This is a genomic window from Rhizobacter sp. P3_B12 (genome assembly GCF_056402895.1).
The window spans coordinates 1-12,857 of the sequence record NZ_JBFUGN010000006.1 but is presented as its reverse complement, the minus strand read 5'-3'; the positions used below and the strand labels follow the sequence as shown (position 1 = coordinate 12,857).

The window sequence follows — 12,857 nt, the reverse complement described above, 5'->3', positions numbered from 1 at the left end:
TCATCGAACCGATGCCCGCGCCGCCTGGTCGATGGCCTCGGCCACCGCCTCGGGCTGCGAGATGTACGAGGCGTGGCTGGCCCGCACCTCCTTGATCGACGCCTTCGCTCGACCCGCCATCTGGCGCTGTGCGGGCGGCGGGATGATGCGGTCTTCGGTGCTCAGCACGTACCAGCTGCTGTGGGTCTTCCACGCGGGCTGCGACACCTTGGCCTCGAAGGCGGCCACCGCCGGGGGGATCTGCGCCGCGGCCAGGAACGCGGCCTGTGCCGGCGGCAGGTCCTGCGCGAAGGCCTGCGGGAAGACGGCGGCGTCGAAGAACAGGTAGCCGTCGGCCGAGGGCTGCACCGGGGGCGGGGCGCCGCCTTCGAGCATCGACGCCACCGACTCGCCCGCATCGGGCACGAAGGCCGCCACATAGACGAGCCCCGCCACGTTCGGCGCGTTGCCCGCCTCGGTGATCACCACGCCGCCGTAGGAATGGCCCACCAGCAGGGCCGGCCCGTTCTGCCGGGCCAGCACGCGCTGCACGGCGGCCACGTCAGCCGCCAGCGAGGTGAGCGGGTTCTGCACGATGCTGACGGCGTAGCCCTTGGCCCGCAGCAGATCGTGCACGCGGTGCCAGCCCGAGCCATCGGCCCAGGCGCCATGAACGAGAACGACGTTTTTCACTTTGGCTTTCTCCAGGGGTTGTTGAGCGCAGGCCGGCGCGCCTGCCAGCAGTGCCGCGACGAGCGGCACCATCAGGCGCAGCAGGTGGATGGGGTTCTTCACGACGAGGCTCCTTCAGCGGGTTGGAACAGGTGATGAAACCGGCGTCAGCGCGCGAGCCAGCCGATGGCCGGTGCGTGCAGGCTGTGGATGTACAGGCGCTGCGCGGTTTCGGTGGCGCCAGTCGTCTCCGGGTAGGCGCCGGTGGGGTCCTGCAGGTCTTCGACGACGTGGCCGTCTCCGTCGATCGCGAAGACGTGGCCGTAGGGTTTGCCGAGCGGCAGCCATGCGCGCGGCAGCCGCAACAGCACCTTGCGCAGAAAGGGCCGCTCGGCGAGGCTGTCGGCGGCGGGATTGCGCGGTTTGAAGAGGCCGACCCAGATTCGCCCGTCGCGGCCGCGCATCAGGTTGTCGGGGTAGCCGGGAAGGTTGTCCAGCAGCACGCGGGCCTGGGGCGTGGCACGCTGCACGTCGATGCCGCGTGCCGCAGCATCGAGCTTCCAGATCCGGTAGCGGCCGGTCTCGGCGACGAACAGCGTGCGCCCGTCGGCCGACAGCGCGATGCCGTTGGCGAACGAGAAACCCCGGGCCACCACACGCGTGCCGTGTGCCACCGGGTCGTGGGCCAGCACGCGGCCGGTGGCGGCCTGCTCGAGGATGTCGAGCACGCTGGCCTCGTAGGTGCCACCCCAGTGCGAAGGCRCAAAGCGCGACGAGGCGTCGGTGAAGTACACCGTGCCGTCCGGCGCGACGACCACCGAGTTGGCATATCGGATCGGGTCGTCGGGGCCGACGCGGTCGGCCAGCAGTTCCACCCGGCCATCGCGACCGATGGCGAGCAGCCCCTTCATCGCATCGGCGGCCAGCATGCGGCCTTGGGCGTCGAAGTCGAATCCCAGCACCCTCCCCCCGGTGTCGGCCAACACCTCGCGCCGGCCGCCGTCGGCATCCATGCGCAGCAGCGTTCCGCTGGTCATTGCAGCGTAGAGCTTGCCGTCGGGCCCGAGGGCGATGTGCTCGGGGCCGAAGTCGGTGCCGATGTCGATCCTGTGCAACCCGGCCAGGCGTGCGTTGGGCGCGTGAGGTCCCACGTAGCCGGGCGGCCGCGGTGCAGGCCAGGCCACCGGCTCGGCGGGCACCGGCCACAGGCAGAGGTAGGCCGCGGCGCCGGCTGCTGCCAGCGCCACCGCGGCCGCGAGCACCTTGCCAGTCGATCGACGCTTCATGGCCGGCCTCCTTGTTCGCGTTCGCCAATGAAGGAGCCGTGGAAGCCCAGCGGTATCGACGCCGGCACTTCCGCGCGGGCCAACAGCATCATGTCGCGTGCGTCCAGGATGGACAGCGCCGAGCCTGCCGTGCGCTGGCTGCACCCCACGGTGAGCAGCACGCCGTCGTCTTCGTCGACCCCGCCCGGACGGGCAACGAAGACAGGTTCGCCGTAGATGCGCTCGCCGTCGCTGAAGGCACGGCTCTGGCCGCTGTGCACGTCCACTTTCACGATGGACGACGCGTAGCCGCCTTCGGACCGTGGGCCGTCGGCCGCGCCCCAGGCGTAGCGGTAGTCGCTTCCGCTCGACCTGCGGTAGTGGATGCAGGGGAACTCGAACGCCGCGTCGCCGAGCATCTGCACCTCGGCACGGGGCCGGCCTGGCCGCATCGTGATGCGCACCAGCTTCGGCCTGAGGTCGGGCAGCCGCTCGGCCATGCGGGCAACGCGCAGGTCTTCCATGATCGTCGCGTCCGGATAGGCCAGCGCGTCGAGCACCGTCTCGCCATCGCGCTCGAAGGCGTTGACGGTGTGGAACACGAACATCGCGTCGGCCTCATGCTCGGTCGTCGCCCCGCTCCCGCGATCCATCACGATCAGCCGCGTGCCGTCCTGCGGGCGCCACTCGAAGTGGTCGATGTAGCCGCGGTTGGACCAGAGCATGTCCCGTGGCCGCACGGCGAACGGATGCGCCAGCAGCACCGCGCGCGTCGGCGTGAGGCCGAACGAATGCAGGTAGGGCACGCGGTCCGTGCGCCACGATCCGACAACCCGGCGCACGTGCATGCGGTCATCGTGMTCGTAGACCGAGACGACACCTCCGCCGGCACCAAAGCTCGTCGCCAGGTTGACCACCTGCCCGCGCGCGAAGTCGCGATGCGGGTGGGCGCTCATCACGTTGCCGCCGAGTCCGTCAGGTCCATACGGCCGGACGCCCAGCGAGCRCAGCGACGCCGCGTCGATGCTCAACTGCCGCGCCCCTTCGGTGAGGGCAACGACCTCGTCACCCATCTGCACGATGTTGACGTTGGTGTTGTCGGTGCTGCGTTGCACCGGCTGCAGCAGCCGCTGCCAGGCTGAGCGCTCCGTCGGCGTGCCGAACGACGAGAGCTTCGCACGGCCGCCTGCGATCTCGCGGGCGGCCTCGCTGTCGAGCAGGCGCGACTGGAACCGCACCGTCGAAGCACCGATGCGGAACGCGTAGATCTGGCCGAGGCCATCGAACCAGTGTTGCGCCTGCCATGAGCCCTGTGCGAACACGGCGGGGCAGGTGCGCAGCAGGTCGCCCTGCAGCCAGGACGGCACCGTGCCGGCGATGTCGGCGTCCCGCGGCTCGGGGACGTCGGGCGAACGCCGGAACGGCGCGATCGATTCGAGCTCGCGGGAACGGCGTTGAGTCTGCTGCATGGCGTCTGCGCTCCGTGGGGCTCTCACGAAATGGGTGCGGCCACCGGGCCGCTGCCGTCGATGGCCAGCTCGGCGCCGCTGATGCCGCTGGCTTCGTCGGAGCACAGAAACAGGCACCCATAGGCGACCTGGACCGGCGCAATGCCACACAGCATGGGCGCCTGCACGAAGCCGGACAGCACCACGTTGACGCGGATGTTGTCCGTCATGCAGGCCAGGGCCGCGTTCCTGGTCATGCTGCGCACGGCACCGGTGGTGGCGTGGCACGCGTACGCCTCTCTCGTCGGCGGGTGGTGCAGCGCCGGCGCGATGTTGACGATGGCGCCCGCCTTCTGCCGCCGCATCACGCTCACGGCCTCGCGCATGCCGAGAAAGACGCCGGTCTGATTCAAGGCGATCGACCACATCCATGAACTCGTGGAGAGATCGTCGAGCTGTTCGTACGATGCAGCCGCGGCCGCGTTGACCAGCACGTCGAGCCGCCCGCTTCGCTCGATGACGCGGTCCACCGCGCTCTGCCATGCCAACTCGCTGGTGACATCGAGTTCCAAGGCGCAGACATCGGGCGAGCGGTTGTTCGAGGCCGCATGGTCGCTCGCGAACACCGTTGCTCCTTCCTGGACGAAGAGCTTGGTCACCGCGAGCCCGATCCCCGCCTCCGCCCCCGTCACAAGGGCCACTTTGTCTTTGAGTCTCATCATGAAACACAGGCTAGTGGAAGGGTCCTCGTGCGTATGCGCAGATCTTGCGCATCCCTTTCCCGCGTTTGCGCTCTTGAGCTCATGAAGCTCAATCCAGCTCGAGGCGCTGGTGGCGGCACAGCGCGCGATGCTGGCCCGGCGTCACGCCGGTCGCCTTGCCGAAGACACGCGTGAAACTGGCCTGCGATGCGAAGCCGGTGTCCAGCGCAATCTGCGCCAGCGACGCACCGTCGTCAGCCAGCATCGCCTTGGCCGCTTCGACCCGGCGTTCGCTCACGTAGCGATGCGGTGGCACGCCCATCGCCTCGCGGAACAGGCGGGCGAAATGGAAGGGGCTGAGGCAGGCCTGGCTGGCCAGGCCGTCCAGCGACAGCGCGGTGGCCAGGTGGGCTTCGATGAACTCGAGCACGCGCTTCAACCGCCGGCGGTCGAGCGTTGGCGATGGTGGCGGCACGCGCCAGCGGTCGACCGTGTAGTGCCCCATCAGGCGTGCCGCAACCGCGGTGCGAATGCCGTCGCAGAAGAGGCGGTCATCGTGCCGGTTGCCGCTGCGCATGAACGCCTGCAGCGAGCCCCCGAGTTGCGCCATCACGGGGTCGGCGACCGCTGCCGCATAGGCGAGACGGCATCGTTCGGGATCGATGCCGTAGTCGGCCAGGGCACTTCGTTCCAGCAGGCTGGCCGGCATGAACAGATGCAGGCATTCGAGCGGCGCGTCGAGTTCCAGCTGCGTTTCATGGGTACCCGCCGGCACCAGCCAGCTCGTGCCGGGGAGTGCCACACGCTCCTGCCGCTGGCCATCGCCGGTGCGCCGCACCGTGCCCTGGCCGGACAGGATGATCACGAGTTCGGTGCAACTGGACGTGACGGGGTTGTAGACGCCGCCCGGCACCTGCCGGTGCTCGGCGCGCAGCGTGTCCCACTCCGTGGTTCCGGCCAGCAGCTCGCTGCTGGCGTACTTCACATCACTTTGTGTCTGCAGCGGCATCGACGATCCTTCTGGCGGCGGGTGTGCCACGAGGATCGCGGGGCCAGCCCTGCCGATCAAGTTAAGTGCGGTTAGGCCTTTGCGCTGCCGAAGTGCAGGCCGCCCCAACGCAGTGCGTGCCACTCATGCCGGCTTGCGGTTTCTCAGGGCTTTTCGAGCAGTGCGAGCAGGTCGGTCGCGACCGCGAGGTCGCGCGTCGCAAAGCCTTCGGTGAACTCGCCATGGATGGGTCGCAGCATCGCGCGAGCGTCTGCCGTCCGCGACTGCAGCTGCCACAGCCTGGCCAGATCGTTGGCTGCCCGCAGCCGCCATGACAAAGCGCCGATCTCCACCGCCATCGCCATCGACTCGGCGAGCAACGCCTCGGCCTGCGCCGCCCGGCCGGTGGCCGCGAGGATGGACGAGCGGATGCGCAGCAACTCCGGAACGCACCAACGCTCGTTCTGGGTGACGGCGCAATCGAGCGCGGCCCGCATCGCGGCTTGTGCCTCGCCGAGACGGCCGCTTCTGGTGAGGGCGTCGGCCAGAACGCCGAGATAGAAGGGCATTCGCGCCAGGTAGTTGATGGCGCGGAACTCCTCGATCCCCCGCGCGAGGTCGTCGATTCCCTCCGCGGGCACGACGGCCTGCCCGCAGGCGAGCGCTGCGCGATAGAAGACGACCACCGGGCGGCGGACGCCGATGCCATGCCGAAGCACCTGCTCTTCGAGCAGCTCGACGTAGTCGCTGCATGCGTCGTGATGTCCCGAGAGGAAGAAGATCGGACACGCCCACGACAGGCAGTTGCTGACCGAGAACCAGTACCTGGTCCGGAGCGCGGCATCGACCGTGGCAGCCGCCGTGCGCGCAGCCGTCTCGGGCAAGCCCGTCAACCACTGCGTGTGCGACAGCACGCTCCCGAGATCGACGTTCCGGTAGACCAGGAAGCGCACGAGTCGCGAGTCGTTGAAGTCGCGTGCGTCGGGGTTGTAGAGCCGCTCGAGACGCTGCCTCGCGCTGCGCAGATTGCCGACGAACAGTTCCCCGATGGCGAGATAGTTCTCCCGCTCTCGCGCGGCCGACGAATCCTCGGCGGCGACGGTGGCGGCGATCGACGCGCAGCTCTCGAGCGTGCGGATCCCGTCGTCGTTGCGGCCCCCCATGATCTCGCACGCACCGATTGTCCTCAGGCATCGGAGCCGGGCGCCGACGTTGCCGATCCGGACCGCGATGTCCAGGGCTCGATGCATCGCGCTCATCACCTGGGGCGTGAGGCCGCGGGCAAAGAGGGTGTTGCCTGCCAGGGACATCTGGAGATGCATCTCGACCGCCGTTCCGGATTGCCCGGCTGCGTCGAGCTCCGCGACGGCCTCGCCGACGTGCCGGCGGCATTCCTCGGTCAGCGACAAGTGGTTCCAGAGGAGGACGCCTGCGGCGGTCAGGCGGATGCGCAGCGATCGCAGCGCCTCATCGCGGCCAGACCAGGCGAGCGCAGCGCGCAGGTCGTCGAGGCAGTGCCCGTAGGAGGCCTCCCATTCGTGCAACTCGCTGCGTTCCCAATCCGCGGCGGCCCGCTCGAGCACCGCGCACATGTGTTCTGCATGGCGATCGCGGACCGTGGCGTCCTCGGCACTCACCCGCAGGCGTTCGAGGCAGTAGGCGCGCGTGGTCTCGAGGAGGCGGTAGGTCAACAGGTCGTTTCTGGTGTCCATCACCAGCAGCGACTTCGAGGACAGCCGCGACAGCGCATCCATCACCTCCGCAGGGTTTGCGCCGGACACGGCGCTCGCTCCGTCGGCGCTGAAGGTGCCGGCGAACACCGCGATGGCGCGCAGCAGGGCGGCCTCGTTTTCCGACAAGAGCCCGTAACTCCAGTCGAGGGTCGCCAGCAGGGATTGCTGCCTCAGCGGCGCGCCGGGTGGGCCGAGCCTGAGAAGCCGGAATCTGTCGTCGAGCATCAGCAGGATCTGCACGGGAGAGAAGGCAGCGGTCTGGGTCGCGGCCAGTTCGATCGCCAGTGCATTGCCATCGAGCCGCCGGCAGATTTCAGCCACCGCCGGGGCGTCGCCATCCGTCAGTCGATAGCCCGAGCGCTCGGCAGCGCGTGCGGCGAACAGTTCGAYGGCAGGGAACCTGCGGGCCTCGTCCGCTGCGGGGTGTTCGCTCGGGTCGCATTCCAGCCCGCGCAGGCGATGCACCCGCTCGCCCCGGATCCGAAGGGGCTCACGGCTCGTCGCGAGGATGCGAACGCCATCGAGGTGCCCCGCCAGCCTCGCCACGGCAGCCGCCACCGCAGGCAGCAGGTGCTCGCAGTTGTCGAACAGCAGGATCTTCTGTTGCCGCCGCAAGGCATGCACGACGCTCGACAGCGGATCGCCACTCGTCACGCCGAGGCCGAGCGCCGAAGCAATCGCCGCTGGCACGAACTGCGGGTCGCTGATCATCGCCAGGTCGACGAATGCGGCGCCATCGGCACGCTGCGTTGCCGCTGCATGAGCCGCCGCGACCGCGATGGTCGTCTTCCCGATGCCGCCGGCGCCGACGATCGACACGATCCGAGCCTCATCGAGGCCGCGCCGGATGCCTTCGATGGCCAGCGCCCTTCCGAAGATTCGCGCAGTTTCGGTGGGCAACCTCCCGCTGCCTGCTGCCGGCGATGCAGCGTGCGGCCCGAATCCCGGCAGCTCTACGGTCTGGACGGGCGCAATGAATCGATAGCCTCGCCCCGTGACTGTCGCGATGTACCTGGCAGCGCCTGCCTCGTCGCCCAGCACCCGTCGCAACGCCACCATGTTGACCTTGAGGTTCTCCTCCTCCACGACGGCGTCTGGCCAGGCTCGATCCATCAGATCGCGCTTGCTGACGACTTCGCCCGGCCGCTCGACGAGAGCAGTCAGGATGTCCAATGCGCGGATTCCGATGCGAACAGGAGCGCCATCCCTCAACAGCAACTGGCGATCGGGACTCAGCACGAAGGCTTCGAACGCGAAATGGCGAGGTGCTTTCCGGGTTGAGTCGCTGGTCACGGCCAGCTCCCGTCATCGTGGCCCACTGTCAATTCTCCCGAGATTTCGTCGACGACCCGCTTGGGTGCCAGGACTGGCGCCCTGCCGTCGTACGCGGCCCGACTCCGGGATCATTCATGGCCGGTGCGCACACGTCCTTTGAGTTTTCTGATGTTTTCCTGATACCGGAGGCAAGCCTCGGGCTCGTCGAATGCACGCCATGGGCATGAGCGCCAACAGGCAGGTTTCGCCGGAGCGCCTCAGCGGCCTGGGTGGGGCGCTGCGTCGAGCGTCCATGCTGTTCGCGCCCCCTCGTCCAGCGTCCAGGTGCGGCCCTCGGCCAAGGAGCGATCGAACGCCGCATCGTCAGCCAGCGCAACACGCGCCGCGCCTTGCATCGCCACGTAAGAGCGCGGCCGCGAGAGCAGCGACCGTTGTTCGCGCTGGCGTTGCACGCAGCCCCACAGTCGCGCCGCGTCGGCCGCTCTACCGGACGCAGCGACGAGGCCGGCTGCCGTGTCCAGCCACTCAACCCAATAGTTGCTGCCGCCGGGCATCCAGTCCGATGCCTCTCGCCATGGGATCCAGGCCGAGGCCAGGTCCCCTGCGTCCAGCGACACCCTGACGAGCTGGATCAGTGACATCGCGATCCCGGCACGATGTCCGCACTCGCGGTAGCACTTCAGCGATTCACGGATCGCGCCTCGAGCACCTTCGAGATCTCCGACTTCGCGTCGGATGCCAGACTGGATCATGTGCATATCCCCCACGAGCCAAGGTCCGACGGCGGCGTGGCCGAGGTCCAGGGCTTCGACCGTCCATGCCTGCGCGGCATCCAGGTCGCCCGATTGGTATGCACCGAGTGCCAGGTTCATCAGTGCGTCCATGGTGTCGCGCCGATCGCCCACCTCGCGTGCGAGCGACAAGGCTTCCTCGTTATGCCTGCAGGCCATCACCGCATCGCCGAGGTACCCGTAGGCCTCGCCGAGGGTGGCAAGCGCACGCCCGAGCCCACGGCGGTCCCCCAGTTGCCGATACAGGGATACCGACGCCATTGCGGACGTTTTGGCCTCCGCCTGGTCGCCTTGCGCCAGCTGGCAGATGGCGGCCGCATTCAGCGCCATGGCGCGCAGGTCGGCACGAACGCCGGCCGGTGCCGTGTCCAGCAGCCGCTTCAGCCAGGCGACCTCCTCACCATGAGGGCCCCGGACCAGCCAGAACATGCCGAGCAGGCCTGCCAGGTGCAGGCCACCGACTGCACGGGCAGGTTCGCTCGCGCACCAGGCCAGCACGGTGCGCGTGTTGTCGTGCTCGGCATCGAGCCGCGACGCGGCTTGCAGCGCCGCGGCAGAGTCGGGCACGTCGACGGCGGCGGCCATCTCGACCAGGCAGGCGAGCTGGCGCTCGCGCGCGAACGCTTCTTYACCGCTGTCGCGCAGGCGCTCCAGCGCATAGTGGCGCACGGTCTCCAGCATGCCGAAACGCGGTTCCCGGCCCTGYGCCTCGGCCACAACGAGGTTCTTGTCGACCAGCGAGGTCAGCAGATCCAACACGGCCTCCGGTCCAACACCATTGCCGATGCAGACCCTCTCGGCCACTTCCAGGGACCAGCCGCCGGCGAAGACCGACGCACGCCGCAGGACGGTCCGCTCCGCGTCGCCCAGCAGCTCGTGGCTCCAGTCGATCAACGAACGCAGGGTGCGGTGGCGCGGCAGCGTCGTGCGCGAGCCCCCGGTCAGCACCCGGAAACGGTCATCGAGCCGGGCTTGCAAAGCCTCCAGCGACATCATGTCGACCCGCGCCGCCGCCAGCTCGATGGCCAACGGGATGCCATCCAGCCGTCGGCAGATCGACGCCGCCACAGCCGCCTCGCCGTCCGCGACCTGGAACCCGGGACTCCGCAGCCGCGCGCGATCGATGAACAGCCGCACGGCCTCGCAGCCCAGCAGGTCCTCGTTGATCGTGCCTTCCGCGGTCGTCATGGGCGGCACGCGGTAGCTGAGTTCACCGTCGACACCCAGCCGCTCGCGGCTGGTCGCCAGCACCGTCAACCCCATGCAGCGCCGCAACAACCGGTCGGCCAGTCGGGCACTGGCATCGACCAGGTGCTCGGCGTTGTCCAGCACCAGCAGCGCCCGCCGCGAACCCAGCCAGTCGCTCACGGCGTCGACCACGTCCTGCCCCGGCTGCGCTTCGACAGCCAGTGCCTTGGCCAGCACCTGGCCGATCAGCGTCCGGTCGGTCAGCGGCGCCAGCTCGATCAGCCAGGTGCCGTCGGGATAGCCCTCGTGCACCGCATGCGCCACCTGCAGTGCCAACCGGGTCTTGCCACAACCGCCGGCACCGGTGAGCGTCAACAGTCGGGTGGACCCGAGCAAGCGTCGGACTTCGGCGATCTCTCTCTCGCGTCCGATGAATCTTGTCAGCGCTTGCGGCAGGTTGTGCCTGGCCGCTGCCGGCGCTTGCGCTGCTTCTTCGATCGGCGTCACGGCGAGGGCGAAGCGGTAGCCCTGTCCGCTGACCGTCGCGATCGCCTGCGGCCCCAGGAACTTGCGCAGCGCCGAGACCTGCGCCTGCAAGGCATTTTCCTCGACCACCACCTTGCCCCACACACGCTGCAGCAACTCGTCCTTGGTCACCAGGTGCCCGGCCCGATCGACGAGCACTGCCAGCACGTCAAATGCCAGAGGGCGCAATGGCAACACCGACCCGGCCTCGACGAGGCGTCTCTCGCGAGGCTGCAGTTCGAAGCGGTCGAACCGGTAGCAACGAATCGGCTCTCCCACAACAAGGCCCCCTTTGGTGAACCTGCCTCGCGGCGATTGTCATCCATCCAGCGTGGGCGGCTGGACCGCGCCAGCCCGAGGAGCTGCACCAACTCCTTGATGAGGGGCCGGTTGCCGCCCTCGATCTGAGGTCGGAGGGTCCTGCGAGGCACCTTGCCCACGCGACCATCTTCGATCTCTGCTTGGTTTTGGCGCACTGTGGCGCAGACCAGAAAGGGGTTCTGGTGCCTCGGGTCGGAATCGAACCGACACTCCTTGCGGAACGGGATTTTGAGTCCCGCGCGTCTACCAATTTCGCCACCGAGGCCGGTGCAGGGGGTGAGAGTTTGCCACAGCCTTTCTGGGATATCCCCAAACCGGGTACGCTTGGCGCCCCTTCCCTTGCTGCGGACCTTGCATGCCTTCGTTGCCTCCCGTCACCCAGGCCCTGATCCTCATCAACGTCGGCATGTTCTGCCTGCAGTACATCGCCGGCTACCTCGTCGACCGCTTCCTGCCGCTGTGGCCGATCGGCGCCGGCTTCCTGCCCTGGCAGATCGTGACCTACGGCTTCCTGCACGGCGGCTTCAACCACCTGCTGTTCAACATGCTGGGCCTGTGGATGTTCGGCTCCGAACTCGAGCGGCTGTGGGGGCCGAAGCGCTTCCTGCAGTTCTACATGGCCAGCGTCGTCGCGGCGGCCGGCTTCCAGCTCATCGTGGCAGCCGTCGCCGGCGCAACCTATCCGACCGTCGGCGCTTCCGGTGGCATCTTCGGCCTGCTGTTCGGCTTCGCGATGATGTTCCCGAACCGCATCATCGTGCCGCTGATCCCGCCGATCCCGATGAAGGCCAAGACCTTCGTGCTGGTCTACGGTGCACTGTCCCTGTTGTTCGGGCTCAATGGCTGGCTGCCCGGCATCGCCCACTTCGCCCACCTCGGCGGCATCTTCGGCGGCTGGCTGATGATCCGCTACTGGCGCGGTCAGCCGCCGTTCGGCCGGCGCTGATTTCACGCCGCGGAAAGCCCCCGCCTCACCCAGGGGCGGGCCGAAGCGCTCATGCTCACCGCACGAGTTTCTCGTTCGGAGGCGCCCATGAACGATCGGCTTCAGGCAACGCGCCGCATCGCGCGCAGGTGGGCAGCCGGCTGGCTGCTCGGGGCATGGGCCGCGTGCAGCGCCGCGCTCGCGGCAGCACCCGCCGATGACGATGCCACGCTGAAGGAGCAAGGCGAGCTGCTCGCCCGCGCCGCCGCCGCGGTGGTCGGCGTGCAGGTCCAGGCGCTCGGCCACGCCACCTCGGCCGACACCCTCGGCAGGCTGCGCCTCGGCTCTGGTGTCGTCATCGGCACCGATGGCCTCGTGCTCACCATCGGCTACCTGATCCTCGAGGCCGACCAAGTCGACCTGCAGCTCGACTCCGCGCGCATCGTGCCGGCCCGCGTCGTCGCCTACGACCAGGCCTCCGGCTTCGGCTTGCTGCAACCGCTCGCACCGCTGCGCCTGCCGCCCGCGCCGCTCGGCGACACGAGCCAGCTCGCGGCCGACGAGCCGGTGATGATCGTCAGCGGCAGCTCGCCCGACGGCCAGGGCGAGCTGAGCCTCGCGCGCGTCGTGTCGCGGCGTGCGTTCTCCGGCTACTGGGAGTACCACATCGACGGCGCGCTGTTCACCTCGCCGCCACGCGCCGACCACAGCGGCGCCGCGCTCTTCAACGCCAACGGCGAGCTGCTGGGCATCGGCTCGCTGATCGTCGCCGACGCCGCCGGCGCCGACGCGCCGCGGCTGCCCGGCAACATGTTCGTGCCGGTCGACCTGTTGAAGCCGATCCTGAAGGAGATGCGCGAGAGCGGCAGCACCGCGATGAGCCACCGGCCCTGGCTCGGCGTGAACTGCGTCGAATCCGGCGGGCAGGTGCGCGTCGTCAAGGTGAACCGCGGCAGCCCGGCCGAGGCTGCCGGGTTGCAGCCCGGTGACCTGATCCTGCGCATCGACGGCGTCGCGGTCGGCGGGCTGGAGCGCTTCTACAAGAC

The 12,857-nt window shown here is 68.9% G+C and carries 9 protein-coding genes and 1 tRNA gene; 2 read left to right on the top strand and 8 right to left on the bottom strand.

Annotated elements, in window-relative coordinates:
- From AC1D01_RS00835 to AC1D01_RS00800, 8 genes are all read right to left on the bottom strand, one after another.
- Positions 1–774: an alpha/beta hydrolase gene (locus AC1D01_RS00835; RefSeq protein WP_477864221.1), complete on the bottom strand. Its 774-nt coding sequence runs from the start codon at positions 772–774 to the stop codon at positions 1–3.
- 44 nt (positions 775–818) lie between these two features.
- Positions 819–1,937, bottom strand: coding sequence for an SMP-30/gluconolactonase/LRE family protein (locus AC1D01_RS00830; RefSeq protein ID WP_477864220.1), 1,119 nt, complete (start codon positions 1,935–1,937; stop codon positions 819–821).
- Positions 1,934–3,385: a carotenoid oxygenase family protein gene (locus tag AC1D01_RS00825; protein WP_477864219.1), complete on the bottom strand. Its 1,452-nt coding sequence runs from the start codon at positions 3,383–3,385 to the stop codon at positions 1,934–1,936. The genes AC1D01_RS00830 and AC1D01_RS00825 overlap by 4 nt, the downstream gene beginning before the upstream one ends.
- A 23-nt stretch (positions 3,386–3,408) precedes the next feature.
- Complete coding sequence (locus AC1D01_RS00820) at positions 3,409–4,083, bottom strand: SDR family NAD(P)-dependent oxidoreductase (protein ID WP_477864218.1); 675 nt, start codon at positions 4,081–4,083, stop codon at positions 3,409–3,411.
- Positions 4,084–4,174: 91 nt separating this feature from the next.
- Positions 4,175–5,074 carry a helix-turn-helix domain-containing protein gene (locus tag AC1D01_RS00815; RefSeq protein WP_477864217.1) on the bottom strand — a complete coding sequence of 300 codons (900 nt, stop codon included), beginning with the start codon at positions 5,072–5,074 and terminating at the stop codon, positions 4,175–4,177.
- Positions 5,075–5,217: 143 nt separating this feature from the next.
- Positions 5,218–8,079 (bottom strand): ATP-binding protein, encoded by a 2,862-nt coding sequence (locus tag AC1D01_RS00810; protein ID WP_477864216.1) that lies wholly within the window; start codon positions 8,077–8,079, stop codon positions 5,218–5,220.
- A 239-nt stretch (positions 8,080–8,318) separates the two neighbouring features.
- Entirely contained in the window at positions 8,319–10,844 is a 2,526-nt protein-coding gene (locus AC1D01_RS00805) for an ATP-binding protein (RefSeq protein ID WP_477864215.1), read from the bottom strand.
- A gap of 222 nt (positions 10,845–11,066) precedes the next feature.
- A tRNA-Leu gene (locus tag AC1D01_RS00800) sits at positions 11,067–11,151 on the bottom strand.
- 90 nt (positions 11,152–11,241) lie between these two features.
- Here AC1D01_RS00800 and AC1D01_RS00795 point away from each other — a divergent pair.
- Both AC1D01_RS00795 and AC1D01_RS00790 read left to right on the top strand, forming a co-directional pair.
- Positions 11,242–11,832 carry a rhomboid family intramembrane serine protease gene (locus AC1D01_RS00795; protein WP_477864214.1) on the top strand — a complete coding sequence of 197 codons (591 nt, stop codon included), beginning with the start codon at positions 11,242–11,244 and terminating at the stop codon, positions 11,830–11,832.
- Positions 11,833–11,919: 87 nt separating this feature from the next.
- Positions 11,920–12,857: S1C family serine protease (locus AC1D01_RS00790; protein ID WP_477864213.1), on the top strand; the 938-nt coding region annotated here is incomplete at its 3' end.